The following is a 25,156-nucleotide window of genomic DNA, read 5'->3' on the forward strand; positions in this document are numbered from 1 at the left end:
CCACAGCTGTCTCAATCCACTCATTTTTAACTCAGAAGATGATTAGCCGTTCTGAAATGACTACTCTTATGTCTCGCAGTCCGATGCGCTTAACCCGCCATTCGCGCTGTAAATGGGCGGCAAAGCACACCACGTGTATCCGGCCCATGAAAGGCAGTGTCTGATTCCGTCTGACGCAAAAATCCTGCCACTTTCTCTTAAGGTCCTGAGGCGTAAATATGGACAGAGTTTTGCCCCTGCTCGATGTGCAGGAGGTCACTTTTTCAGTCGGAGATCGTCAGCTACTACGACCGGTATCTCTGCAGTTACATCAGGGCGATTGCGTATTACTGACCGGCCCTTCTGGCAGTGGAAAAAGCACACTTTTAAAAATTATGGCTTCCCTCATTACGCCAGATTCCGGGCAACTCTTCTTCAAAAACCACGACATCACCACCCTGGACGCAGAGGCGTATCGCCAGCAGGTCTCGTACTGTTTTCAGACACCGCAGCTGTTTGGTCAGACGGTTTACGACAACCTCGCGCTTCCCTGGCAGATCCGGCGCCAGAAACCGGATCGGGAAGTGCTTGTGGCTCATCTCGAGAGTGTCAATCTCTCACCCGATATGCTGAATAAATCTGTTGAACAGCTCTCCGGTGGGGAAAAGCAGCGTATCGGGCTGCTTCGTAATCTGCAGTTTATGCCGGATATTTTGCTACTGGATGAAGTCACCAGCGCCCTTGATGACGTAAACAGGCTGGCGGTGCTTTCATTGATTAACAGAATTTCAGTTGAAGACAAGGTGGCGGTGGTGCGTATCAGTCACGATGTAAATGACATTCAGCAGGCCGGGAATGTGCTTCGTCTGGCAGCGCCCGAAGAGGAGCATCAGCGTGAATCAACATAATATCAGTGACACCTCACTGTTGCTCTCATTGACGCTGGTCGTCATTGCTTTGCTAATCAGTCAGAAAGAAAAGCTCGGCATGAGCAAAGATATTATCTGGAGTGTATGCCGGGCGATTATCCAGCTGATTATTGTTGGCTTCGTGCTGAAGTCAATTTTCGACGTTAATAACAGCTGGCTGACGGTAGTGATGGTGTTGTTTATCTGCGTAAATGCCGCAATCAATGCACGCAAGCGCGGTCGGAATATCGATAACGCCTTTGCGATATCATTTGTCGCTATTTTCAGTGGCACCGTCATCACACTGACGATTCTGGTGCTTAGCGGCGCAATCGCCTTTGTGCCGATGCAGGTCATTCCCATCTCAGGCATGATTGCCGGTAATGCCATGGTCGCGGTAGGGCTCTGTTACAGCAATCTGAACCAGCGTTTCAGCGATAATCACCAGAAAATTATGGAGATGCTGAGCCTGGGCGCATCAGTGAAGTTGTCGTCGGGCCGTATTATTGCTGACAGCATTCGTACAGCTTTGATCCCCACGGTAGATGCGGCCAAAACGGTCGGACTGGTCAGCCTTCCAGGGATGATGTCAGGATTGATCTTCGCAGGAATCGATCCGCTCAAGGCAATTAAGTATCAGATTATGGTGACGTTCATGCTGATTGGAACCGCCAGCCTGTCAACAATCATTGCGGTCTACTTATCTTACCGACGTTTTTATAATGCCAGGTCGCAGCTGAAAATATCGGAAAATAAGCGTGATTAAAGATACTAATTCGCGGATCTGAACGTTGCAGCCTGAGCGCAATAGAAGCGCTATTGGTTTACTTGCTGATATTTAGCTGATAACAACGTGCCGGGAAATAATTCATAAGCACTTATCCAGTATCAAAGATATCGTGTCTGGATTCGTGCTTTTGCTGGTCCATCGCGTTATCTGGAGGACAGCTTTTAAGTTTGTCTGTTCTGATAAAGGTCCCAGCGGTTACCGTAAAGATCTTCGAATACCACCACGGTGCCATACTCTTCTTCTCGCGGCAGCTGGCAGAACGTGACGCCTTTCGATTTCATCGCGTTGTAGTCACGCCAGAAGTCATCTGTCTGCAGAAAAAGGAAAACTCTTCCGCCGCATTGATTGCCGATAAAATTTTTCTGTCGTTCATTTGATGCGCGAGCCAGAAGAAGATTGCAGTCACTCTCAGGATTGGGTGTGACTACAACCCAGCGCTTACCCGGCTGTGGTGTATCTTCAACAAGTGTAAAACCCAGTTTTTGCGTGTAATACTCAATTGCCCGGTCATAGTCATCAACTACGATTGCCACGTATCCGATACATCGCTTCTGTGTTCTCATTTCTGCTCCAGCTGGTTTCCGTTCCGGTTTGCGTAAAAGAGTGTTTTAACACAAACATGATTTACCCGCTCCTGATAAATAATTCCGGTTTAGCGAGTGGCATGCTATGGTTAAAATCCCTTCCATAACATGAGGATAGTGAAATGATTGTCAGGACATGGCACGGATGCGTACCAATTATCCATGCAGAGAGTTTTGCGATTCATCTGCAGAAGACCGGCGTTGAACATTCACAAAGGACGCCTGGTAATCTGGGAGCCTATGTGAGAAGAGAGACGCAAGGGAAATGGGAACATTTTTTTCTTGCAACATATTGGGAAGATTTAGAGGCAATCAAAGCGTTTGCTGGTGAAGAGTACCAAATTGCCGTGACCTATCCTGATGATGAACAGTTTGAACTGATATCAGATCCTTTCGTCTTCCAGCACCACGTTCAGACGATAACAGCATTAGAGTGACCTGGCCGCCGCCACATTAAGGCGGCATGAATATCCTGCATTCAGTCGCCGGATACACGCCGTGACGAATCGGCAACTGCCACGCGATTTTTGTCGTTATGGCTAATTTGACAAACTCTCTCTATGATGGATTTTTTCCCGTGTGTTTATCGGGAACGATCAATGACTTAGGGAAGAATCCTCGCGATGACTTTGTTAAATGACCTCGATCTGCGTCAGCTGGAAGCCTTCTCGGCGGTAATCTCTGCGGGCAGCGTCACCGCGGCAGCCAAAGTGCTAAACCGCTCACAACCCGCCGTTTCCCGTCTGATTCAGGAGCTGGAGCAGTCGCTGGGTTACCCACTGTTTATTCGTAATGGTCCGCGCATTCATCCCTCAGAAGAGGCCTTGCAGCTGCATCAGTATGTGCAAAAAGCGCTGCTGTCATTACAGCAGATACGCCTGCGTGCTCAGGAAATTGCGCATCAGCAGCATCGCCCGCTCAGTATTGCGGCTACGCCCGCGCTCGCTGCCGGCTTATTGCCACAGGCACTGGCTGCACTGAATCTGCAAAACAAAGTGCAAATCATCAGTGAATCCGCCGTTCAGACGGCGCATGCGGTGATCACCGCAGAGGCTGACATCGGTTTGTGCAGTTTGCCTCTAGAACATCACGCGGTTGAGTTGCACTGGATTGGACAGTCGCAGTGCGTGGTCGCGCTGCCGGAAAAAGATGAGCTGGCATTGAACAGTACGCTATCGCTGAGTCAGTTAGCAGGCCGCCGTTTAATTGCCCCCTGGAGTCCGCAGCGTTTGCGTGGCCGCTATGATAAAGCGCTGAAGAAGGTCAAAGCGCCGCTGATGGAAACTATCGAAACCAATTCGTCGGCGAATATTCTGGGCTGCGTGCGGGCTGGATTAGGTGTAGCGATCCTCGAACCGGTTACAGGCTGGGGCATGCCGCTGGCCGGTGTGGCGATCCGCCCGCTTCAGGAAGATATCCCTTACTTTTTTGGTGTGATCACGCCTCAGGGCCGCCAGCTTTCCAGCGCGGCGCAGGCGCTGGTGGAGGCGCTGGCAGATGCCGCCGCGCAGTTGCTGCCTGGATTTAAACGTCTGACTGCCAGTGAACACCCTCGCATTATGCGAATCATCAATCAGGATTAATAACGGTTTTCGTTTTAACGTCACTATCAAGTGGAAGGCTGCGATATAGAGATCGTTTTTACTGCAGGTATTAAGGCAGAACCAGACACCCATTTATAAAAAATCCCTTCATATTCAATGCTTATAGCTTTTTCAGCATAAGATATAAGAAATCCATTGGTCGAATCCTGAGCGGAGTTATTGACTCTGAATTAGGGCAAGAGGATTATGCGAAAACTTAGTTCTTACTATGCGTTTTAATGATTGTTAGCAGCCTATTATGTGTTTTGAAGATAATCAAAGGCCGTCTCATTGACGCACATTGACCGTTTTCGCTCGCTCTCATGCGATCGCTGACACCAGGGGATTGCTTTATGACATTTGTCGCCAAAGGTCTTGATGCGCTGGAAGCTCAGCTTCAGCAGGATCTGGAGTTTCTGGAGCTGCCTGCCAAATCATGGGTACCGGAACGGACTTATCAGAGCGCACCCGTTCGCGATGTAGTGGTGATTGGTGCGGGCATGTGCGGTCTGGCAGCGCTCGCTAAATTACAGTTCACCGGCATTAGCAATGTGGTGGCCTATGACGCTGCGCCCGCAGGGCTGGAAGGGCCGTGGGTTACTTTTGCGCGCATGGAAACGCTGCGCTCGCCGAAAACGCTACACGGTCCGGCTCTGGGGCTCGCGCAGCTGACCTTCCGTGCATGGTTCACGGCACAGTGGGGGAATGAAGCATGGGAAGCACTGGACAAAATTCCTAAAGCGCAGTGGATGGATTACCTGATTTGGTACCGCAGGGTATTGAATCTGCCGGTGCAGAACAACGTGCGTGTCACCCATATCGCGCAGGCCGGGGATCTCATTGCGCTCGATCTGGACGGTGCCGAAACCGGGCGCGTCTACACACGCCGATTGGTGCTGGCTACCGGGCGTTCAGGACTCGGTGGTTTTGCCGTCCCGGATTTCCTGCAAGGTATCGATCGCCAGTTCTGGGCACACTCCGCCGATAACATCAATTTTGCCGCATTACAGGGCAAACGCGTCGCGGTGATTGGCGCAGGCGCATCGTCGATGGATAACGCTGCCACCGCCCTGGAGCAGGGCGCTGCCGCAGTCGATCTGCTGATCCGACGTAAAGAAATGCCGCGCATTAATAAGATGACGGGCATTGGCAGTCAGGGCGTGGTGCATGGCATGTATCAACTCCCCGACGTCTGGAAGTGGAAGTTTGTCGATTACACCGCCGCGACGCAAACGCCGCCGCCGCGTGCTTCAACCCTGCGTGTATCCCGTCATGACAATGCACGTTTCTTCCTCGACTGCGCCATCAAGGCCGTTAAGCAGGAAGTCGATGGCTTGCTGATCGAAACGACCCAGGGCGTATTGCGCTACGACTTCCTGATCGCCGCCACCGGCTTCACCAACGATTTCCACGGTCGTCCGGAGTTTGCTGCCATTGCGCCACATATTCGTAGCTGGTCCGACGGACGCTATCAGCCGGAAATGGGGACTGCACGACACAGCCTGCTGGAAGCGCCGGATCTCGGACCTTCGTTTGAATTCCGCGAATTGACGCCGGGTGCCTGCCCGATACTGGCACACATTCACTGTTTCAATGATGCTGCGATGCTGACGCACGGCAAAGTTTCTGGCGATATTCCTGCAGTGAGTGCAGGAGCGGAACGCCTGGTGCGCGGCATTGCTGCTTCACTGTTCGCCGATGACGTCGGGCAGCACTATGCCAACTTACAGGCTTTTAACACCCCGGAATTACTGGGCGATGAATGGGTAGATTCAACCCCGCGACTAAAACAGGAGAACGCGTTGTGAGCGACGTTATTGATCAGGCAGCCGGATTAGTACCCGAAGAAGCGTTGTATCAGACGCGCCGCCTGCGTCCCGAATTTGTTGAGGGTGCAGAAGCGTGCCGTCTGTCAGTGTTAACGCCGGAAGACGAACAGGGTTTGCCTGCGGTTCTCCGTCTGGCGCTGGCGCAACGTATGGCGGTCTTGAACGCGGATGAACCGCTGCAACGCGATTATCATGCACAGCTGGCAGTGTTGAACCCGTCTGACGCGTTACTGGCGCTCGCGGCCGGTAATCCTGTGCATGAGGAACCGCTGGCATCGATTGCACGCCATGCTGACATGGTGACACAGCACCCGATTCAGGCGACTGAACAGCACATTCGCCTGCTGGAGCAGGCCGGCTTGAGCAACCCGCAAATTGTCGCGCTCTCTGAACTGATCGCCTTTCTTAACTTCCAGACGCGGGTCGCGGCTGGCTTACGTCTGATGAGGTCCGCATGATTCCGTCGGTTAATCTCAAGCCGCTGCACTGGCATCCCTATATCACACCCGTAGAGGTTGAACAGGCAACGCCGGCACAGCTTGATGCGATGAAAGTGACGCCGTCCAACAAGAAGATCTCAGAGTATGTGCGCACGCTGGTACACGATCCAGAGAGCTACACTGCGCGTACCGGTTTATTCAACGCCATTATGTATGTTGACGGTGGTCTGAACCGCGCGGATCGTGAACTTGGCGCACTGGGTGCTTCCATTGTTAACGGTTGCCGCTACTGTGCGGTGGTGCATGCGCGCCGTCATGCACAGCTGGCCGACAGCGACGCCGTGGTCAGTGCCATCTATTTCGACCGTGCGGACGTGCTGGGTGAACGCGACGCGGCTATTTATCACTTTGCGCGTCGTTTATCGGTCACACCGTCTGAAGCCACGCCGGAAGATGTTGCCGCACTTCGCGCCGTCGGCATGAACGATCAGGAGATTATCGATCTGATCCACGCTATCGCCATCTTTGGCTGGGCCAACCGTCTGATGCATGTGCTTGGCCATGCTGACCTGAACAAATAAGGGCTGCACCGGATGTTAGAACTCAACAATATTACGCTCGCGTACGGAAGTAACCCGATTCTGAAAGGTGTCGATCTGTCAGTAAAACGCGGCGATGTGGTTTCGATCATTGGGCCAAGTGGTACGGGGAAAACTACGCTGCTGCGCTGCATTAACTACCTGGCGAAGCCGTCAGCGGGGACGATTCAACTCGACCAGATCCGCATGGATTATCAGTCACCCGACAAAGCAGCGATTCAGGCTATCCGTCTGCGCACTGCCATGGTGTTTCAGCAGTTTAACGTGTTTAAAAATATGACGGTGCTGGAAAATGTGATGGATCCGTTGATTGTTATCCAGCGTAAAACCAAACAGCAAGCGCGCGACATCGCCGTGCAGGAGCTGGAACGCGTAGGCCTGGGAACCCGGCTCGATCACTATCCATCGCAGTTATCGGGCGGCCAGTTACAGCGGACCGGTATCGCCCGTGCGTTGGCGGTGCGTCCGGATGTGATGCTGTTTGATGAACCGACCTCATCGCTCGATCCTGAGCTGGTGGGTGAAGTGCTTAAAGTGATTAAAGATGTGGCGTCATCCGGCATTACCTCGCTGCTGGTGACGCACGAAATGCAGTTTGCGAAAAGCATTTCGAATCGCATCGTGTTTATGGATCAGGGTGTGGTGGCGGCGCAGGGGACGCCAGCAGAGATGTTTGATAACCCAACGCTGCCGCGCCTTGCCCAGTTCCTCAACTCAGAAAAAGTATTCTAATAATTAAAGGAATCAAAAACATGCCTGCAATCAAAACCACATTACGTCGCCTGGCCGCGCCTGGCATCATCGCACTGGCCCTGATCAGCGGTAACAGCTTTGCTGACGCCGTTCGTACTATCAAAATCGCCACCGCTGCAGAATCCAAGCCGCTGTCATGGGGCGCAATTGGTCACGAACCCGAGGGATACGAGCCGGACGTGCTGAAAGCCATCAACGCGAAACTGCCACAGTACAAATTTGTGATGGAAGGTGCGGCGGATATCGCACAGGAAACCGGCCTGGTAACCGGCAAATATGACATGGCCACCGGCGGATACTATAAAGCGCCTGCGCGCAGCAAACAGTTCCTGATACCTGATGCGCCAATCGGTGCCAGCCTGATGAAGATCTACAGCCGCAGCGATAGCAATATCAATGGTATGAAAGATTTGGTCGGCAAGAAGATCGTGCCTGTCACCGCAGGTGGGGGCGTGTATAAGTTCGTCACCCAGTGGCAGCAGGATAACCCGAACGACAAGATCACCATCAAAGCGTCCAGCGCCGGGGTGCCTTATCCGGATCGTCTGAAAGAAGTACAGAATGGTAAATATGACGCACTCATCCTGCCTTCAAACCTCGGTGAGCAAACGGTAATCGACAACCAGAAGCTGGCTATCAAAGCCAGTGAGCCGGTGGTCATTAACAATACCTATGTTCTGATCCACCGCTCTGCTCAGAATCAGGCACTGAATGATGACATCACGAAAACGCTGAAAGAGCTGAAGGCGGACGGCACGCTGGATAAGCTGGCGCAAAAGTGGTTTGGCGAAGACGTCTCCAAATACATGAAGTAATAGATTCACTGCGTCCGGCGATGAGCCGGGCGCATGCTGTCCTTATTAGCAGGAGTGTTTAACCGTGAATCTTTCCTCCATGATTCCAGAACTGCTGTCGGCACTGCCTTTAACGCTCGGCATCATGTTTGTGGCGATGATTGTCGGGTTTTTTCTGGCGCTGATCGCGACCTTTTTCCGCGTGCGCCGTATTCCCGTGCTCAGCCAGCTGGCCGATCTCTACGTTTCTTATGCCCGCAGCGTGCCGGTTGTATTGCAGCTGTTTGTGGCTTTCTACGGCATGCCACTGATCACCGATAACTTTGGCTTTAACGACTTCTTCACGGCCAACGTGGCGGCAATGATTGGTCTGAGCCTGTATCACGGCGGTTATTTATCGGAAGTGATGCGCCCGGCTTACCTCGCGGTTGAACGTGGTCAGCACGATGCCACCGACAGCCTTGGTTACAGTTTCCGCCAGAAAATGCTGCGTGTCGTTGGCCCGCAGGCGGTGCACTTTGCGCTGCCGGGTTACGGTAATGCAATCATCTATCTGATTCACAACGTGGCACTGGTGATGTACATCGGTGCAGCAGATGTGATGGCGACCGCGCACCTGATTATGGAACGCGATTACAACCAGTATCAGTTCGGCACCTATCTCGTGCTGGCCGTACTTTATTCGCTGCTGTGCGGCGTTGCATGGCTGGTTATCCGCTTCTTTGAACAACGTCATGCGAAATACAGCTCGAAGTCTGCTGCGCGCGTGAAGTTCACCACCAGCGTTTGAGTGAGGAAGAAAAACCATGTTTGATGCTGAGGTTTTGCTGCCGGACTTCTGGAGCATTCTTGATGCGGTGCCAGTGACGCTGTTGATGGCTGTTACAGTTTTTATCTGTTCGACACTACTGGGCGGGCTGTTTGCCTTTATTGAGCATCGCCGCATGCCGGTGCTGCGCCAGCTGGTGATTATCTACAAAATCGCCTTCAAAGGTGTGCCGATGGTAGTGGTCATTTTCCTCGCCTATTACGGCTTGCCTCCGGCGCTGCACTTTGTTGCCACGTTACTGGGCGTGGAAGCCAATGCACACTCGCTGCCGAACTGGGTGATCATTATCGTGGCGTTAAGCGCCTGCGTCGCAGCATTCCAGGCTGAAGTGTGGAAAGGGGCACTGAACTCGTTTGACAACGGCCAGTCGGATGCCGCCCTGTCACTCGGTTACAGCGGCGGACAGCTGTTTCGCCGGGTGATGTTCCCGCAGATTATCGTCGCGGCGATACCCGATCTGGCAAATGCTTTTATGGTGATCATGAAAGCGCTGTCGCTGGCATTTGCCATCGAAGTAGTCGATATCTTTGCTCAGGCACAATTGACGGCAGCACTGAACTTCTATTATCTCGAAGCTTTCCTGATTGCGGTGGTGTTCTACATGGTAATTGCCTACTTAGTCACCCGAATTGCTGACAGGATTGAGGCAGCGCTGCGCGTGCGGACTTAATCAGTATCGTGCTTTACCTGACCGGCAAGTCACTAAACGGGTTGATGCCGTTTTGATAATTGGCGATTAAACAATCCAGCAACTGTATAAAAATCCGGAAGCGTTTCGTTTCCGGATTTTTTATGTCGTTTAGTCAGACCATGAACCGAAAACAGACACCTGGCCTATACAGGCATGCCCTTAAACCCTGGAGCAGGGCAGGCCCCATTGTTGATGACTGAATAACCCGTACAGGATGAACGGCATTCACCCTGAATGCGTATCAGCCAGTTACTGCGCTATACATAAGTGAATTACTAACTGCATTTTTATCGTTGTGATGAAGAGTCATGATAAAACGTTGATGTCGTGATTATTCCCGTTGCGAACTGATTGCCCGCAACGGAAACGTTCTGTTTCAGCGCCTTTTAATCCATCAACATGATAAAAACAGCGGCATTGCCAGATTGATTTTAATAAATATCCGGATCAAAGATGACTGTTACAGCACCACGATACGTATCCGGGCGGGTTTTTAGCATGGTATCAACGTCTTTTTGCCCTACCAGAAATTCGATGCTTCCAGCTCTGTTCTGACCAAAGCTTTTTGTTGTGAATACGTTTTTTGTTAAATCTTTCCCTGTGGTCAGTCGCCGTTTTGACACGGTTGAGCCTGTTGAATGATCAATAATATTCTCCGGCAGGGTCAGAAGGGTCCGGACGGGCACGGTCTGCGAAGGCGTGTTGTCGCTTTTAAGGGCGCAGTCTGAACCGCTCTGCTGCTCGCATTGGAGATAAACCGTAAATTCGCCAGAGCTTGAAAGATTAAAGTTACTTTTTCCGGTCAGTTCAGGAGTGATACGGTTCACCATCCAGCGCTCCCAGTTTGCAGAACCTTCCTCTTCACTACAGATGCGGCCGGGCGCACAGGGCTGCAGGGACACTGCCCGGTTTTCGGGTGTCGTTGTCAGTTTGAGTTCATGATTCACGGTCAGTGTAAAATTGATATCGAGTTCGTTGTCTGATGCCTGAAAGTTGTCACCGAAATCGATATCGCCTCCAGGTCCGACACGTAGGGCTAGCCTTCCAGTATAAATTCCGGATTCCATTTTCAATGGATCTGGGGCTTTGAGGTCATATCCAAAACTTAGCTCATTGACTTTATTTATGAATTTACTATCGCCAACCGGGCGTTCAACACTGCTTATTTTATAACAACCGGAATTTCCTTCTGGGACCCACCATAACCATTCCAGCCAAGCATTAGCGCCCCAACCTGCATGTAAACTACTGCAACCGCCATCAGGATATAGACTGAAAGCAGCGTCTCCCCGACCCCAATTGTATACTCCTGAGTCACTATTGGCAGTATAACGACCACTAAACGACGATACCCTGAAATGCACCTCCTGCGTGTTTCCCGTTTCTATATTTGTAACCATTATTTTCCGGGTAGACGAGGGCCATTTAAAAAAAAGACTCTCTCTTTTGTCATCCTGTGGTGTCAGCCCTCTGGATGGGGTAAGTGTCAGTCCAGTCGCCAGACTTTTTGTCCCGTCGACACAGTTTGCTGGGTGTGTGGCACAAAATCCACTTTGCGGTGTGGTATTCGTGAACGCATTATTTTCCGGATTATCCATTGAAGGTGAAAACGATGCTGAGATATCCATTGTTGCGGCGTTGGCCGATGCACAGCCGGCAAGCAGCAGGGTGCTCATCAAAAACCGTAATATTACGCTCTTCATTTTTTGTCTCCCGTGTCGATAGCCCGGCATTTTATTGCGCTGATGAATTGCACTTTTTTATTTCTGTCGATTCCGGTCGGGAGGTCACACTGCATTGCGGGTAAACCTTCTTCGGCCCTGATCTTAAGTTTTCTGTTCTCTGTTCCGGATTCCAGTGTCAGTACTCCCTCAGCGTTTATCACGCCACTGACTACATCAGTGTTCACATAGCGGTTTCTCAGGACATTGCCATTTTCGTCCTGCAGCATCCCTACGAGAGTGAAGGTCTTCACTGCCTTTACTTTTATGTATTTCACGCTGCCACGTTGCATCTGCACACTGTCGAAGGCTGGTGAGACCTGTACAGCATCACCGCCACTGGCAGTAAACTGGACGTTATCTTTTTTCCACAACTCTGCCGGTACAATATTACGACCCACTTTCAACCGCGTCTCAGCCATCCGGCCTGAAGCCAGGATATTCGTCGTGTCATCATCTGAGTCCACGTCGACAATCAGGGCGGACTCCATGCTACGACTTTTACTTCCGTTGACAGACGCCATTTTGCCTCCGCCAATAACCAGAACCTGGCTCAGATTACCGCCCGCTACGTTGGTATTACCCTGAGTATTATGTTGAACGTAACCATCTCCGCTAACGTACGGCGTATCAACTGAGGCATTGCCGCTGATGACGGTATTTAGCTGACTGTATGAGACGCCGCCTCCGAGAGTGCGGATGCTACTGTCCTCTCCGGGCTGCCACTGATAGTTCAGACTGGAATACCCATGGTTCTGGTTCATGCCTGTTTCAGTTGACAGGATGTGCCGTGCCGCCGGTGCCAGTGAGATGCTGACACCAAATGAAATACCATGGTCGCGACGATTGTCATTAAAGCCGGGGCGGTCGTATGCGCTGACCCGATAATTTATGTCATGTCCGGACAGAGAGGCCAGCGTGGTCAGTGATATATCGGCACCCAATCCGCGGCGCCAGACAGTATCCATATATTGCCCGTTAACAATGACGGATGTTGACCAGGGAAGCCGGAGCGAAAGGGTGCTTCCCCATGTATCGCCCTGCTGGCGTGATGACGTTCTGTGCCCATAGATATCTGACGTTGTTGAGCGCCAGAATATGCTGGCAGAACTGCCACCGGAGATATTGCGATAATAGCGAATGTCGGTATTTTGGTTCGTTTGATATTCTGTGTTTCCCAGCGTGTATTGGGCAAAAAGACTGTCATCAGGGGATAGCGTTATATTCGCCCGTGTTCTGACCTGATTTTCCTTATCTGTCGCCGCTCCGCTAATGCCCAGAACAGCACGGGGGTGTGCCAGCACATCAATGCCACCCCCAACGGCATAAGGGTTATCGTCTCGTACGCGACCCTTTCCAGAAGCCAGGGTTCTGTGCTGGCCACTCCAGAGATTCATACGCCAGCGTCGGTTTGGGTCGCTCCATCCCTGAGGTTTGTAGATCTGCGCCTGCTGAGTATCGACGGTTTGCCCATTTTCAATGATTTTAATGGTTATATCGTAAATGCCACCAGGCAACTGACGGGTGTCCAGCGCCTGCACACCAGCCTGTAATTCCTGGGTATGAATCAGGCGATTATCACGCCAGACTTCTGCGATGGATCGATTACGTCCAGTCACATAAACAGGCCAGGCGCTGACACTGTCCGTACTGACCAGGAGTGTATCTGAAGTTCCCCACATTGCACCGACTACGGTGTCGTAACCGAATCCGGATGTCTGTACATTACCGGTATCATTGTCTGGAGTAAAAAAGCCCAGGCGAATAAAACTGCCCTGAAGTTCTTTTTGCGTGTAGAGTTCATAAAGACTAGAACTACTATAGTTATATTTACCGTTCGTTCCGGATGACTGAAAGGATGCTTTCTGGCTCCAGTTAGCAAGAGATGAAGTGAGCGATGAATTTATGCCCCAGCTTCGTGATGCCTCCGAGGTTGTAACCGATGCATCGTTATACATAATTATTCCACCGGGTGTTTCTTCCGGCATGGAAATGTATGTGCTTCTGGCACGGGCTGTCTCATAATTCTGGGTATAAAGTTTCAGCACAGAATTATCAAGTTTGTACTGCACCGCCATCAGGCCGGATGGACAGTTTTTCTCGCATTTACCAATCGATACGCCTTTTGCAAGTAAATCACGCCATAGCGTCTGAATTTCCGGGTCAGTATCCTGAGCGTCATCGATTATACGCAGCAGACGAATATTTCCATTTTCTTTTAAGGCAACCGCCGCATCAAATAACCGGCTGTCATTCAGATAGACCTGAACAATAATCTCAGAGTTGTAGAAGTACCGGCGGAAATCTTCAGGTAATTTCCGCATATTTGCGGCCAGCATCATATCATCAGCATGGGATATAAGCGGAAGTAAAATAAGTGCAAAAAGAGTCTTTTTCATAAAAAACCGCCACAATCCTGTGGCGGCCCTCATCTGGTATGCTCAATGAAATATTTAACTCATATTTATCAGGACTCTGGCGTAACGACAGCAGGTTCAAAGACCATTGCAACTGAACCAGTGAACGAACCACTCATATCAAGAGCCTTCTCATCAGCCTGAGAGATTTTTAACATTGTTCGACCACCGGTTTTGGCATTTTCATTGGTAACAACAGTTGTAGCTGTTTTGCTAAGGGTTACACCATTAAATGTCACAGCCAGAGGAATAACATCTGTTCCATTAGATAGCTGCGGTTTACCATCAGAGTTGAGGTTTCCGGTCAGTGTTGCCTGAATACCACCATTGGTATTTTTATACTGAAACTCTTTCTCAAAGACTTTAAGTTTGCTGGTAGAAATGTCGTAAGCCATATCCTGTGTCTGGTTAATCCAGCCAGAATCAACAGGGATCACCTGAAAAGTATCTGAAGGAACAGTTGCAGATAAATTGATGGTATAGCTTTGGCTGTCAGCTGCATGCGCAACTGCGCCGCCTAAAATTGCACAGGAAATTAGTGCGGTAGAAAAGGATTTTTTAAGAATAGAAAGGTTGCGTTTCATGTTTAATAATATCCTAATGATTTAAGTGGTCTTTAATTACAGGCAAACTTTCGCCTGAAGATATTTACGGAATTAATAACTCAAATTCCGTTTGTTGCTTCCCTCAATAAGAGTGAAATTCGTTTTATATCCTGCCTTCCGTTTCACATCGTGTGTTCGGCCAGGAAGAATGAATTCTCGTGTTACGGAACCACAATCCGTATTCGCAAATTTACATTGGCGTATTGCATCCAGTGACACCGTAGCGTTGCCGTTATTTCGCACTGATAAAGAGTCTGGCGCCGCATCGTGTATAACGGTATTAAATAAAGGCTTTTCCGGTTGGACGATTAGAATAGTTCCGTACCCGGTGAGGACATTAAGTCCTGCCTGCAGGTTTTCTTTACGGTATTCACTCACTGCTTTCTTATCAAGTCCAAAGCCATCGTCGCTCTCTGGCATAACAGGGATGAATCTGATGCGAAAATATCGCTCACTGTTACGCTCACCAGGCCAGAGCATACGGACACTCTGAAATCCTGATGGGGGAATAATAAGGCGCTGTGGTGTCACAATAAGTCTCTCACGTTCCAGTGTTTTTCCGGATACCTCTTTTTGTGGTAACTCATTATTTTTATCCTGTCGCTCAGGATGTATTTCAAGAATCTCAACCCGAACAAATGCGGTGGAGTCACCTGTGTTATATATTCTTTTAGTCATACTTTGCATTCCTGGCGTCAGGACATCATACATACTGCCGATGCCAATAACCGGTGTAGCGAAAGTTGATGGCGAAAATAACAAAAAAACAAGGGCTGCACTCACGCAGGAAATTATCCGATTAGTATATTTTACTATCATAAAAAACCAACTTTATAGAATTACTCAGCCCTGATCGAAGGCCATGAGTAAATGTCACAATACTGTTTCACCCGTTTTGCCTGTACTGGCTGATAGAATGAAAAAGCCAGCATTCCTGAATTTATTCCATGATTAAGGGGTTGCTATCCAGCATTGCAATTATAAATATCAAGCCAGAATTAAGGTTCATAACGTATAGAGTTGTACGATCAACAACTACAGCTGGCCATATTCATTGTTTAAATTACTTCTCAATAACTTTATCTTTTCTTTTTTGTTCCACGACCTTCTCCCATAATGAATAAAGCTTAGCGTGAATCCTAAAACCAACCTCAGGCAAGCAACGCTATAAAACGTGATGTCATTATCTGAGATGACAAACTCACTGTGCTCTGGGTTTGAGAATTGTACATCGATGAAGGTTTGCGACAATCTATATGTATAAAGAAGAAGTATATAGGTTTTTATTCTAATATTTAGATATAATTTAGATGATAGTACTGATATTCATTTAATAACTGGAGGGTTACATTTCCAGGATTAGGCACACAATAGTCTGTTGTTCGCAGGATTGAGATGAATTGGACTGCGTTAAATTATCGTCCTCACTTCTGGAGGAAATCGTGAATAACAACAGAATCGTTTTTAGTCTGGTTATCGTCCTGACAATATTTTGGGTTGGTGCGTCTCAAGCGAAGACATCAAAGCAAAACGATGATCTCATTCGCCAGCGCATTATCGAGGATTCAATCGTCTCATATCCTGGTGTATGTGCATGCCCATTTAGTGCTGCGCGAAATGGCAGTAGCTGTGGCGGACGAAGCGCATGGAGCGAGCAGGGTGGTTATGCACCGATCTGTTATAAAAAAGAGGTCTCAAAGCAGATGGTCGATGAATGGCGTCAAAATCATGATGCTTAAATAACTGCGGAATTGGTAGGTGATAATTTTATGAGCCAGCGTAAATCATAAGCTGCGAATCCCTGCTGTTCATGCACAGCTACACCTGTATTTATTCTGGGTAGTTAACAATAAAAATCAACAATAGCCGGATAAAGTGTTATCCGGCTATTGGCGGGTCTAGGTCAACACCAAAGTTCAGCTTATTTCTGAGCCTGCTGTGCCTGCTGATTTTTCTCAGCTTCTTTCTGCTTTTTCTTTGCCATATGATGACCGACTGCGCAGCCTGCTGCAGCTCCGGCGACACCATGATGAGCAACATGACCTGCCACGCCTCCAACTGCGGCTCCTTTAAGACATCCCTCAGCATTAGCCTGTAAATTTACTGACAAAAACAAGCCGGTAGCAATAACGATAACTGATAATTTTTTCATTACTCAATATCCTGGTAGTCATAGTTGCACGTTGAACTCATCAGAGCTTAGCTCCTCTTTGGCTCTTTTCTCTCGTCAGGATACAGATATCACGAAGATAGTTACCTGTGGTTACGCTTTTCAGCCAGTGAGGCGAAAAAATGGCGAGTTTTTATTCAGAATAGTAATCTGCATCTGTTTACAGATAATATTTCGTGCAGGAATTCTTTTCCTTTATAAAGTGAGAGGGCATGTAGTCACTGTGAACCAGAAGAATAACCGGCTGTCGCAGAGATTGCTCTTTTGGCTCGATACTTTTAAACGTGACATGACGCGCGCTTTCCCATCGGCCTGTTTCGACCCTTTTCACGCCATTCATGCGAGTAAGAGAGCCTTTGGCTGGCTGGGTTGTCAGGGATTGATCGTATTCATACAAAATACCCATGGCATCCTGTTGAGAACTGGTCATGCTTTGAGCGGGTGTCGTTCTTGCGTTAAATTCCCTCGCCGGGAAACCGTTTCTGTCTGACGCGGCACTGAAACGTCTCAGAGCGCCTGCGTTTTAAAAAGACTATTATGATTGGCAGAGACAAAACGATGATAATTAAACGCTGTTTAAACGGCTTGCTTAATGAATAATTTAAATTTTTTTTGTTTAACCTGCAGACAATCTTTGAAAAATAATTCGGTTCTAATGGATTCTTAATAAACTTAATTTATAACTAACCTGTAAAGTTCACAAAATATAAATCTAATATAGCTTGATCCCGACTGAGGAAAATGGTTCAAATTAAAGCGGCAGCTTAGCCGCAGAGTGGGGAGCTCAGCAGTTATTACTCCTGTGGGGAATATAAATAAATCTTCAACGAACGTGTTTCGTAAAATATCTGCAGTGTTGTTTAGCCTGGCGATAGAAACTGGCCTTATACTGGTCGGGTTTACGAAGTGACAGGTTTGGAAAGCATTGACGTCGGACTCAGCAGTAAACCTGAACTCACCAGCGCATACATCAGAAATGATTTACCTGAAAAATTTATTTTTTTTAATTGTTTCCTGTTTGGGAAGCGGTTTAGTAATGCTTCCTTTGATCAATCAGATTAAATGGCACTATCATGAAAAAAATCCTTATTACTGGTTCTACAGGTTTTTTAGGCGGGGCTGTTGTAGCAAATTTATTACAGAACAGGGTCAAGGATAGGCTGCTGCTGCTGGTCAGAGGCGAGACGGTTGAAGAAGGGCTAAAAAGGCTTAAAGCTAACCTGAAAAACTTTGGCTTAAGTGAGTCAGTTATTCACACGTTAACACCTGAAAATATCATTTTAGGTGATCTGGCATTAACGGAAAACTTTATCAATGACTCTCGGATTAATGACGTCACCCACGTTATTAACTGTGCTGCCGTTGCCTCTTTTGGTAACAATCCCACTATCTGGAAAGTGAATGTTGAAGGCACATTCCAGTTCGCTGAACGCATGAGCCGTGTCGCGGGACTTGAGAAATTTATCCACGTGGGTACGGCGATGTCTTGTGCACCGGAGCGTGGCTCGCTGGTGACTGAAGGCGGACTGGATTCCAGCCGCGATCAACATGTTGTCGAGTACACCTGGAGTAAGGCCTCAATTGAAAAAATGATGACCGAAAAGCTGCCGGAACTGCCTCTGGTCATCGCCCGGCCATCAATCGTCGTGGGCCATTCCGATCAGGGTTGTCTGCCGTCAGCCAGTATTTTCTGGGTATTCCGTATGGCGCTGGCATTAGGGAAATTCACCTGCGACCTGGACGATCGTATTGATGTCGTTCCGGTTGATTACTGCGCGGATGCGCTGGTGATGCTGCTTGATGCAGAAGACGTCATTAATGAGGTGATTCATATCTCTGCTGGCACACAAAGCAGTGTGACCTTCGCTGAAATTGACGAAGCGATGGCTAAAGCATCAGGGAGCAGGGCACTCGGCGTTGATTATCAGAAGGTGTCCTATAAACAGCTCTCTGACAGCAGAAGAACCTTTAAGGATCTGTTCGGGCCCTGCAACGAGCGCATCATGCTGCGCGCCATGAATTTGTATGGTCATTTCTCAAACCTGAATGTGGTATTCGATAATTCCAAACTGCTGCAACTGGGTATGAACAAACCCTCAAGATTTACCGATTACCTGGATCGCTGCGTAGTAACAACCCGCGACTCCACCATCGCCGAGTTGATGCAGGTTGATTTCAAATAGTGGATACGGTGAGCCTGCCAGTAAAGCACATGCTGTTTTGGTGAAGAGCGGGCTGTGTAAATCATTATCCTGTCAGGCTGGCAGCTGATGACGCACAGCGTTCATCCCGGGCTGGTATAACTTGCTGCCCGATTGAGACTGGAATTTATACGCCATGGATGGCATTGAGGAACATAAGTGAGTCACAAGATCATTACGTTGATGTTTCACTCCTGAAGCACTTCTTTATCGCATTTTTATCCAGTAAAAATCGCTTTTCTGGTTCAGCATAACACCCCATCAACGCCTTCAATTTTACTCAAAACGCGTCTTTGTGACTCCAGACTTAATAGGTCTGGAGTCATAAGAAAATTGTGACTAGAATGGCCCGCTTTGAAGTTAGCTACAGGTAGCGATGTGACAACAAATCTGACTCAGACCATGGACCGTTCAGCGTATGTGGGCCGCCATGTACTGGTCTGGCTGGAGCAGGTAAAAACTGCCACACTCAGTGAGCTGGATAATTTTGGCGATGAGGGCACCGTTGAGCAGGTGATGAAAGTCTGGGTCAAACTGTCATTGCTTAGCAGCAGGCGGCGTCCCGAGATCGCGATCTCATCGCTGCTGAAACATGTTCTGCCCAACATCGGGTTGCTGCCCCTCAAAGCACTGAACCGTTTACGGCTCAACCGGCTCTACAACATTCTGATTGCCGACGGTAAAAAAGAGGAGGCGCGAAGGGTCTTTGCGCTGACTAAACAATTCCTTGCCTGGGCTGAGATGCAGGGTTATCTCGATCATTCACCTATTGCCTCAATGAAGAAACGGGATGTCGCAGGTCGCTCAACGCCGCCGCGCAGTCGGCAACTTACCGATGCGGAAATCTGGGTTTTCTGGCATGGGCTGGACAACTGGGCATTATCAGAACAAGTCCGCTGGGCGCTGCGTTTGTGTCTTGTCAGTGCCCGACGGCCTGATGAAATCGTACAGGCGCAAAAAACGGAGTTCGATCTGCAGTTAGGATTGTGGATGCAGGGCACACGCAATAAATCACAGCGGGAACATGTGTTACCCATTTCACCCCTGATGAAGCAATGCATTGAAGCATTGCTGCGCGATGCGGATCCCGATTCCCCCTGGCTGGTGCCCGCGCCACGTGATCCGCAACAGCCACTGTCAAAAGGCGCACTGAACCAGGCATTGCGCCGGATGATTCGCGCTCCACGCGGACTCGGGCTGGAAGCCTTTACGCCGCGCGATTTGCGCCGGACCGCACGATCTAAACTTTCCGCGCTCGACACGCCTAATGATGTGGCCCGCAAAATCATGAATCATGCGCTGGAGGGTATCGACCGGGTGTATGACACTCATGACTATCTGAGCCAGATGCGCAGCGCGATGAACACCTTCTCGGATGCAGTTGAGCAGATTATTCACTGCGAAAGTTATTATCTGCTGCGACATCGCTATGATGGCGAGACGCTTTCCCTGAACGATCTCTCTATCATGGCGATGTCACGCTAACGCTTTCATTCAGGGTAATCAGAAGTGGTAGCGCAGCCAGGCAAAATAGACGTTCCCGTTGTTATGCGTACCGGGAATATAGGTCATCTGGAAATCGAGATCGCCATAGCCGATTGAGGCCAGTGGCAGGACGGCTGGCACTGGAATATAGTCCCAGTTGTGTCGTGCGGTGACGCCAACAGTGTAACCTGCACCCCAGTGAAAATTCTGATCAGCAAGCGGGCGCCAGGTTGCCACCCAGCCATAGCCACCGAAGGGTTCCCATTCATTAAAGGAGTCCTTAAAAGCCATTAAATAGATGCCGTTCCAGTTGCCTTTTTCGTCGTAACGGGAAATCCCTCCACCTGCGCCCCAGGGTCTTTCATTATATTTATTAATATGTTCCCGATCGTAGGTTGCACGGTTGTGCCAGGTAATAGCGGGAAGGTAAAAGTCGATTCCCTCAGGTTGCTGCCAGGTGGTGGCGACGTTATTGCTGAAATTTTCCCAGCCTGAACTCACATTCTGCATAAGTGTGGCGGCGGAGGCTGAAAATACACTGAAAACGGACGTAATGATCAGCGCTTTAAGAGGTAAAATTTTGCGCATTGACGAATTCCTGCAATATCTGGTGTTAAATAAGGAAAAAAATGAATCAAGACGGGGATTGTTGCATGAGAAAGGGAAACTTCAGCTCAATGAACGGGCATTACAGGATTTTATAATTATTTAAAATGAAGCAGCATTTGCTTACCGAGGTTAAATTCGCTTTTACACTGATGTGAAAATCCCTTCCTTGCTGGCGATCCTCTCCAGCAGTCCGAACCCGATAAATACTTTTTTGAAAGAATCAGCATTGTTTGTTAACCAAATCTTGCATTGATAATCGCAATGCGTATATTTCTCATTTGCTTTAAAGTTTTTTCACACTTGCGCGTAAACGCTTACGAGAGGGTTTTTGATTTCTCTGAGCATAAGCAGTCAGGCGATGCCCGCAGGATGCAGGGCCGTGATAATGGCAGCATAAAAACATAAAGATAATTGAGGAATTAATGAACGCCTTCGATCTTCAGCATCCCAGGATTAAGAACGTGATTGCTCTGCAACGTCCATTTCGCTTCTCGTTGCTGGCCGTGATTGTCGCCTCATCACTGGCACATAACATTGCGCATGCCGCAGAGACTCAGGCACCCGCTGCCAGCACTGACCAGACTCTGACCGTTACCGCTGCCGATAATGCTGCAGCGGTCTCTTCGCCTGAAACCGATTACAGCGTCCCGGTTACCCGTGCAGGCACAAAAATGCTGGGCACTGCGCGTGATGTGCCGCAGTCAGTCAGCATTGTCAGCAAGCAGCGAATGGCTGATCAGCAACTTCAGTCGCTGAATGATGTGCTGGCAAATACCACTGGAATCCGCGGCATCAGTGGGGATATGGACCGCACTAACTACTATGCGCGCGGCTTTATGATCGACAACTATATGGTCGATGGCATTCCCACTGCTTTTGCCGAACGCTGGAACCTGGGCGATGCACAGACCGATATGGCCCTGTATGAGCGCGTTGAAGTGGTTCGCGGCGCAACGGGGCTGATGACCGGGCCAGGCAATCCTTCAGCAGCCATCAATATGGTACGCAAACATGCGGACAGCAAAGAATTCGGCGGCACCGTCTCTGCCAGCTACGGCAGCTGGAACAAACAGCGTTATGTTGCCGATCTTTCGGCGCCGCTCAGTGAGTCAGGTAATGTGCGTGGCCGACTGGTTGCAGGCTGGCAGGATAACAACAGCTTCATCGAACGCTACGGCGCTAAAAAACAGTTCATCTATGGCGTAGTTGACGCCGATCTGACGGATTCTGCCACGCTCTCTGTCGGTTATGAGTTCAGTCAGGTCAATACCGACTCCACCATGTGGGGCGGCGCACCACGCTGGTACACGGACGGCACACAGATTCATACCCGTCGCGGCTACAACACAGCGCCTGATTGGGCCTATAACGACAAAGAGAATCGCAAACTCTTTGTAAACCTGAAGCAGGATTTCGATAACGGCTGGAACATCACCCTGAACGGGGCGCACAACGAGATGCGTCTGGACAGTAAGCAGATCTATCTTGATGGCTATTTCGATCGCAATACCGGCGCGGGTGTCTCTTCCTATGCTGACTATCCGGTGGTGGGCGGAACCGGTTATAACACCGGCAAACGGAAAGTGGATGCAGTGGATGCTTTTGCCAGCGGCCCGTATGAACTGCTGGGGCGCCAGCATGAGCTGATGGTGGGCGTCAACTACACCCGCCAGGATAATAAGTACTTCAGCACCTTTGAGAATATCTCGTCGGCGTCGTTAGGTAACTATAACGACTTCAACGGCCAGTATCCGGAATCCAACTGGACACCGCGTCTGCCTGCCAGCGATACCCAACTGGTTCGCCAGAAATCAACTTACATGGCAACCCGCCTGTCACTTGCTGATCCGCTGCACCTGATTCTCGGCGCCCGTTACACCAACTGGAATCGCGAAACCTTAAGTGGCGAAGCGGAAGAAAACAACATTACGCCGTATGGCGGGCTGATTTATGACTTCGCCGAAAACTGGTCGGCTTACGCCAGCTATACCTCGGTGTTCCAGCCCCAGGATTACCGCGATGCCAGCGGTGCTTACCTGTCGCCGGTTATCGGTAAAAATTACGAGGCTGGCGTGAAATCTGACTGGCTGGACAGTCGCCTGACCACCGCCGTTTCAGTTTTCCGCACGGAGCTGGATAACGCAGGTGAAGCGACGACGCAGACCATTCAGGGCTCAGGAGATGTTGCCTACGTTGGCCGCAAAGGTGTTGTGAGTCGTGGTGTGGAGTTCGAAGTCAACGGTGCATTAACCGACAACTGGCAGATGACTTTTGGCGGGTCGCGTTACATCGCGGAAAACCGCGATGGCAGCACGTTTAACCCGCAACTGCCGCAGACCAGTTTTAACCTGTTCAGTAGCTATCGTCTGCCGACACTGCAGCAGCTGACGCTGGGTGGCGGCGTGAACTGGCAGACGCACGTCTGGAACGATGTCGGCGGCCCGGAAGGTAATGGCACCTGGCGCGCGCGGCAGGGCAGCTATGCACTGGTTGATCTATTCGCCCGCTATCAGGTGAACAAAAACCTGTCACTGCAGGGCAATCTCAATAATCTGTTCGACAAAGAGTATGACACCAACGTGGCCAGCTCTGTGGTCTACGGCGAACCGCGTAATTTTTCAGTGACCGCCAGCTACACCTTCTGATTTGTATCGTTGTAACGCCTGTGAAAAACGCCTCATTTGAGGCGTTTTTCACAACATAACAGGTCTGCACTCAGGTAAAACGTAGTGCCAGGTTAAAACCTTCAGTGGACTCCACCACAATCGCTTCAGGCTGCTCCTGAAATGCGATGTCACCCGTCACCGGCATTCCTTTTTTCGTCATTGCGCCGCCACAATCTGCAACGCACGCGGTACCAGCTGGGTGAAGTACGCCACCGCCGGACCAATCAGCGCTTCATCCGGATCGAAGGCGGGATGATGCAGCCCAAACTGGCTGGCACTGCCGATGCTGACAAACGCGCCCGGCACCTGTTGCAGATAGAAGGCAAAATCTTCTCCGCCCATCTGCGGCGTCTCAGCATGCTCCGCGAGATAGCCACTCTGTTCTGCAACGTCCAGAGCAACATCCACCCAGCCTGGCGTGTTAATCAGGGCCGGCGGTCCCTCGGTCCACTCCAGTTCTGCGGTCGCACCAAACCCGGCGGCGATACTCTGAATCAGTGACCGCATGCGGTGCGGGATCTGCGCCCGAATCTCGCCGTTGTGAGTGCGTACGGTGCCCTCCAGCTCAACGCTTTGCGGCAGCACGTTCCAGGTATTACCGGCGGTAAAGCGCGTTACGCTCAGCACCACCGTTTCCAGCGAGCTGAATACCCGGCTCGGCAGGGTCTGCAGTGCCGTCACGATATGACTGGCAATCACGATCGAATCGATCCCCTCCTCTGGTCGTGCGGCATGCGCGCCTTTGCCCTCAATGCGGATCACAAAGCGGTCGACGTTGGCATAAAATGCACCCGCCCGGCTCTGAAGCGTGCCCAGCGGCAGGTCAGGCGCATTGTGCAGGCCGAATATCGCCTGAACGCCTTCCAGCGCACCGGCTTCAATCAGCTGACGCGCGCCATTAAAAGTCTCTTCGGCGTGCTGAAACAGAATCCGCACCCGGCCTGGCAGCGTCTCTTCCTGCTGTTTCAGTTGCAACGCCACACCGAGCATCACGGCGCTGTGAACGTCGTGACCACAGGCGTGCATCACGCCCGGCTGCTGTGATCGCCACGGTCGCTCGGTGGTTTCTTCAATCGGTAACGCATCAATATCCGCGCGCAGGGCGATCAGCGGTTCGCCATGACCGATTTCTGCCACGACGCCGGTTTTCAGCCCCAGCGGCTTCAGCCGGATTCCTGCCTGTTCCAGCCAGCGTGTAATCCGTTCCGTAGTGGCATATTCATGATTCGAAAGTTCAGGATGCTGGTGCAGTTCGCGACGCCACTGCACAAGTTGTTCAGTTAAAGGCAAAGTCATGGTATCCCTGTGTTTCCGGCATAAAAGATTTATCCATTGCCTCAGCAGGCGCAATCATCATCGAATGACGCAACACGCAGATAAAGTAACGATTTGGTCGAAGCTTATCTGAATAAAATCAATGCGGAAGTGAAGGAGATTTAATCAGTGTTCTGAGCGTGCGGAATGACAAACACTGTTTTGCCATCCCGCAATTTTTTATAGCTG

At 50.1% G+C, this 25,156-nt stretch carries 23 protein-coding genes; 15 read left to right on the plus strand and 8 right to left on the minus strand.

The features are described from left to right. Nucleotides 1–218: 218 nt before the first annotated feature. Together fetA and fetB are read left to right on the plus strand one after the other, a co-directional pair. Nucleotides 219–887 (plus strand): iron efflux ABC transporter ATP-binding subunit FetA, encoded by a 669-nt coding sequence (gene fetA, locus LQK91_RS13590; protein ID WP_105099767.1) that lies wholly within the window; start codon nucleotides 219–221, stop codon nucleotides 885–887. After that, nucleotides 874–1,653, plus strand: a complete 780-nt coding sequence (gene fetB / locus LQK91_RS13595; RefSeq protein WP_105099766.1) for an iron efflux ABC transporter permease subunit FetB — start codon at nucleotides 874–876, stop codon at nucleotides 1,651–1,653. Before fetA ends, fetB begins: the two co-directional genes overlap by 14 nt. Before the next feature lie 185 nt (nucleotides 1,654–1,838). On the opposite strand, the gene LQK91_RS13600 is transcribed toward fetB, so the two are convergent. Continuing rightward, nucleotides 1,839–2,240, minus strand: a complete 402-nt coding sequence (locus LQK91_RS13600) for a VOC family protein (RefSeq protein WP_039661453.1) — start codon at nucleotides 2,238–2,240, stop codon at nucleotides 1,839–1,841. Nucleotides 2,241–2,383: 143 nt separating this feature from the next. Between LQK91_RS13600 and LQK91_RS13605 the strand changes: the two genes are divergently transcribed. The 9 genes from LQK91_RS13605 to LQK91_RS13645 all read left to right on the plus strand — a co-directional run bounded on the left by LQK91_RS13605 (nucleotide 2,384) and on the right by LQK91_RS13645 (nucleotide 9,758). Then, the gene (locus tag LQK91_RS13605; RefSeq protein WP_039661452.1) at nucleotides 2,384–2,698 is read left to right on the plus strand and encodes an antibiotic biosynthesis monooxygenase; all 315 of its coding nucleotides are present in this window, start codon (nucleotides 2,384–2,386) and stop codon (nucleotides 2,696–2,698) included. A gap of 186 nt (nucleotides 2,699–2,884) precedes the next feature. Further along, complete coding sequence (locus tag LQK91_RS13610; protein ID WP_105099765.1) at nucleotides 2,885–3,844, plus strand: LysR family transcriptional regulator; 960 nt, start codon at nucleotides 2,885–2,887, stop codon at nucleotides 3,842–3,844. Between the two features lie 353 nt (nucleotides 3,845–4,197). Continuing rightward, complete coding sequence (locus tag LQK91_RS13615) at nucleotides 4,198–5,652, plus strand: NAD(P)-binding domain-containing protein (protein WP_039661451.1); 1,455 nt, start codon at nucleotides 4,198–4,200, stop codon at nucleotides 5,650–5,652. Then, nucleotides 5,649–6,131, plus strand: a complete 483-nt coding sequence (locus tag LQK91_RS13620; RefSeq protein ID WP_003855044.1) for a CMD domain-containing protein — start codon at nucleotides 5,649–5,651, stop codon at nucleotides 6,129–6,131. Before LQK91_RS13615 ends, LQK91_RS13620 begins: the two co-directional genes overlap by 4 nt. After that, nucleotides 6,128–6,694 (plus strand): peroxidase-related enzyme, encoded by a 567-nt coding sequence (locus LQK91_RS13625; protein WP_008924630.1) that lies wholly within the window; start codon nucleotides 6,128–6,130, stop codon nucleotides 6,692–6,694. Before LQK91_RS13620 ends, LQK91_RS13625 begins: the two co-directional genes overlap by 4 nt. Before the next feature lie 12 nt (nucleotides 6,695–6,706). After that, the gene (locus tag LQK91_RS13630) at nucleotides 6,707–7,444 is read left to right on the plus strand and encodes an amino acid ABC transporter ATP-binding protein (RefSeq protein WP_003855046.1); all 738 of its coding nucleotides are present in this window, start codon (nucleotides 6,707–6,709) and stop codon (nucleotides 7,442–7,444) included. A 20-nt stretch (nucleotides 7,445–7,464) separates the two neighbouring features. Then, on the plus strand, nucleotides 7,465–8,280 hold the full coding sequence (locus LQK91_RS13635) for a transporter substrate-binding domain-containing protein (RefSeq protein ID WP_003855047.1): 816 nt from the start codon (nucleotides 7,465–7,467) through the stop codon (nucleotides 8,278–8,280). A 79-nt stretch (nucleotides 8,281–8,359) separates the two neighbouring features. After that, the gene (locus LQK91_RS13640; RefSeq protein ID WP_197066380.1) at nucleotides 8,360–9,049 is read left to right on the plus strand and encodes an amino acid ABC transporter permease; all 690 of its coding nucleotides are present in this window, start codon (nucleotides 8,360–8,362) and stop codon (nucleotides 9,047–9,049) included. Between the two features lie 16 nt (nucleotides 9,050–9,065). Then, nucleotides 9,066–9,758, plus strand: a complete 693-nt coding sequence (locus tag LQK91_RS13645) for an amino acid ABC transporter permease (RefSeq protein ID WP_105099764.1) — start codon at nucleotides 9,066–9,068, stop codon at nucleotides 9,756–9,758. A 452-nt stretch (nucleotides 9,759–10,210) separates the two neighbouring features. Here LQK91_RS13645 and LQK91_RS13650 read toward each other — a convergent pair whose 3' ends face one another. From LQK91_RS13650 to LQK91_RS13665, 4 genes are all read right to left on the minus strand, one after another. Beyond that, nucleotides 10,211–11,482, minus strand: a complete 1,272-nt coding sequence (locus LQK91_RS13650) for a hypothetical protein (RefSeq protein WP_105099763.1) — start codon at nucleotides 11,480–11,482, stop codon at nucleotides 10,211–10,213. Beyond that, a complete protein-coding gene (locus LQK91_RS13655) occupies nucleotides 11,479–13,899 on the minus strand; it encodes a TcfC E-set like domain-containing protein (RefSeq protein ID WP_231001629.1) in 2,421 nt (806 codons plus the stop codon). The genes LQK91_RS13650 and LQK91_RS13655 overlap by 4 nt, the downstream gene beginning before the upstream one ends. Nucleotides 13,900–13,967: 68 nt before the next feature. Further along, complete coding sequence (locus tag LQK91_RS13660; RefSeq protein ID WP_105099761.1) at nucleotides 13,968–14,501, minus strand: CS1 type fimbrial major subunit; 534 nt, start codon at nucleotides 14,499–14,501, stop codon at nucleotides 13,968–13,970. A gap of 72 nt (nucleotides 14,502–14,573) precedes the next feature. Next, nucleotides 14,574–15,200, minus strand: coding sequence for a hypothetical protein (locus LQK91_RS13665; RefSeq protein ID WP_008924635.1), 627 nt, complete (start codon nucleotides 15,198–15,200; stop codon nucleotides 14,574–14,576). Nucleotides 15,201–15,997: 797 nt separating this feature from the next. Between LQK91_RS13665 and LQK91_RS13670 the strand changes: the two genes are divergently transcribed. After that, nucleotides 15,998–16,261, plus strand: a complete 264-nt coding sequence (locus LQK91_RS13670) for a hypothetical protein (RefSeq protein WP_370640819.1) — start codon at nucleotides 15,998–16,000, stop codon at nucleotides 16,259–16,261. Between the two features lie 182 nt (nucleotides 16,262–16,443). Here LQK91_RS13670 and LQK91_RS13675 read toward each other — a convergent pair whose 3' ends face one another. After that, complete coding sequence (locus LQK91_RS13675; RefSeq protein ID WP_003855058.1) at nucleotides 16,444–16,674, minus strand: hypothetical protein; 231 nt, start codon at nucleotides 16,672–16,674, stop codon at nucleotides 16,444–16,446. Nucleotides 16,675–17,765: 1,091 nt separating this feature from the next. On the opposite strand from LQK91_RS13675, the gene LQK91_RS13680 reads away from it, so the two are divergent. Beyond that, the gene (locus LQK91_RS13680) at nucleotides 17,766–18,875 is read left to right on the plus strand and encodes an SDR family oxidoreductase (RefSeq protein ID WP_105099760.1); all 1,110 of its coding nucleotides are present in this window, start codon (nucleotides 17,766–17,768) and stop codon (nucleotides 18,873–18,875) included. Between the two features lie 420 nt (nucleotides 18,876–19,295). Next, nucleotides 19,296–20,378 carry a tyrosine-type recombinase/integrase gene (locus LQK91_RS13685; RefSeq protein WP_181405302.1) on the plus strand — a complete coding sequence of 361 codons (1,083 nt, stop codon included), beginning with the start codon at nucleotides 19,296–19,298 and terminating at the stop codon, nucleotides 20,376–20,378. 18 nt (nucleotides 20,379–20,396) lie between these two features. Here LQK91_RS13685 and pagP read toward each other — a convergent pair whose 3' ends face one another. Next, nucleotides 20,397–20,966, minus strand: a complete 570-nt coding sequence (gene pagP / locus LQK91_RS13690) for a lipid IV(A) palmitoyltransferase PagP (protein WP_105099759.1) — start codon at nucleotides 20,964–20,966, stop codon at nucleotides 20,397–20,399. A gap of 443 nt (nucleotides 20,967–21,409) precedes the next feature. Here pagP and fhuE point away from each other — a divergent pair, with 443 nt between their 5' ends. After that, nucleotides 21,410–23,632: a ferric-rhodotorulic acid/ferric-coprogen receptor FhuE gene (fhuE, locus tag LQK91_RS13695; RefSeq protein ID WP_105099758.1), complete on the plus strand. Its 2,223-nt coding sequence runs from the start codon at nucleotides 21,410–21,412 to the stop codon at nucleotides 23,630–23,632. A gap of 177 nt (nucleotides 23,633–23,809) precedes the next feature. Here fhuE and LQK91_RS13700 read toward each other — a convergent pair whose 3' ends face one another. Beyond that, nucleotides 23,810–24,949, minus strand: coding sequence for an amidohydrolase (locus LQK91_RS13700; protein ID WP_105099757.1), 1,140 nt, complete (start codon nucleotides 24,947–24,949; stop codon nucleotides 23,810–23,812). Between the last annotated feature and the right edge of the window lie 207 nt (nucleotides 24,950–25,156).

It is taken from the genome of Pantoea sp. MHSD4, from assembly GCF_021043305.1.
Classification (GTDB): domain Bacteria; phylum Pseudomonadota; class Gammaproteobacteria; order Enterobacterales; family Enterobacteriaceae; genus Pantoea; species Pantoea eucalypti.

Coding starts and splice junctions, on each gene's coding strand:
- fetA (WP_105099767.1), top strand. CDS start 219: ATGGACAGAGTTTTGCCCCTGCTCGATGTGCAGGAGGTCACTTTTTCA.
- LQK91_RS13600 (WP_039661453.1), bottom strand. CDS start 2,240: ATGAGAACACAGAAGCGATGTATCGGATACGTGGCAATCGTAGTTGAT.
- LQK91_RS13605 (WP_039661452.1), top strand. CDS start 2,384: ATGATTGTCAGGACATGGCACGGATGCGTACCAATTATCCATGCAGAG.
- LQK91_RS13610 (WP_105099765.1), top strand. CDS start 2,885: ATGACTTTGTTAAATGACCTCGATCTGCGTCAGCTGGAAGCCTTCTCG.
- LQK91_RS13615 (WP_039661451.1), top strand. CDS start 4,198: ATGACATTTGTCGCCAAAGGTCTTGATGCGCTGGAAGCTCAGCTTCAG.
- LQK91_RS13625 (WP_008924630.1), top strand. CDS start 6,128: ATGATTCCGTCGGTTAATCTCAAGCCGCTGCACTGGCATCCCTATATC.
- LQK91_RS13630 (WP_003855046.1), top strand. CDS start 6,707: ATGTTAGAACTCAACAATATTACGCTCGCGTACGGAAGTAACCCGATT.
- LQK91_RS13635 (WP_003855047.1), top strand. CDS start 7,465: ATGCCTGCAATCAAAACCACATTACGTCGCCTGGCCGCGCCTGGCATC.
- LQK91_RS13640 (WP_197066380.1), top strand. CDS start 8,360: ATGATTCCAGAACTGCTGTCGGCACTGCCTTTAACGCTCGGCATCATG.
- LQK91_RS13645 (WP_105099764.1), top strand. CDS start 9,066: ATGTTTGATGCTGAGGTTTTGCTGCCGGACTTCTGGAGCATTCTTGAT.
- LQK91_RS13650 (WP_105099763.1), bottom strand. CDS start 11,482: ATGAAGAGCGTAATATTACGGTTTTTGATGAGCACCCTGCTGCTTGCC.
- LQK91_RS13655 (WP_231001629.1), bottom strand. CDS start 13,899: ATGAAAAAGACTCTTTTTGCACTTATTTTACTTCCGCTTATATCCCAT.
- LQK91_RS13660 (WP_105099761.1), bottom strand. CDS start 14,501: ATGAAACGCAACCTTTCTATTCTTAAAAAATCCTTTTCTACCGCACTA.
- LQK91_RS13665 (WP_008924635.1), bottom strand. CDS start 15,200: ATGACTAAAAGAATATATAACACAGGTGACTCCACCGCATTTGTTCGG.
- LQK91_RS13675 (WP_003855058.1), bottom strand. CDS start 16,674: ATGAAAAAATTATCAGTTATCGTTATTGCTACCGGCTTGTTTTTGTCA.
- LQK91_RS13680 (WP_105099760.1), top strand. CDS start 17,766: ATGAAAAAAATCCTTATTACTGGTTCTACAGGTTTTTTAGGCGGGGCT.
- LQK91_RS13685 (WP_181405302.1), top strand. CDS start 19,296: ATGGACCGTTCAGCGTATGTGGGCCGCCATGTACTGGTCTGGCTGGAG.
- pagP (WP_105099759.1), bottom strand. CDS start 20,966: ATGCGCAAAATTTTACCTCTTAAAGCGCTGATCATTACGTCCGTTTTC.
- fhuE (WP_105099758.1), top strand. CDS start 21,410: ATGAACGCCTTCGATCTTCAGCATCCCAGGATTAAGAACGTGATTGCT.
- LQK91_RS13700 (WP_105099757.1), bottom strand. CDS start 24,949: ATGACTTTGCCTTTAACTGAACAACTTGTGCAGTGGCGTCGCGAACTG.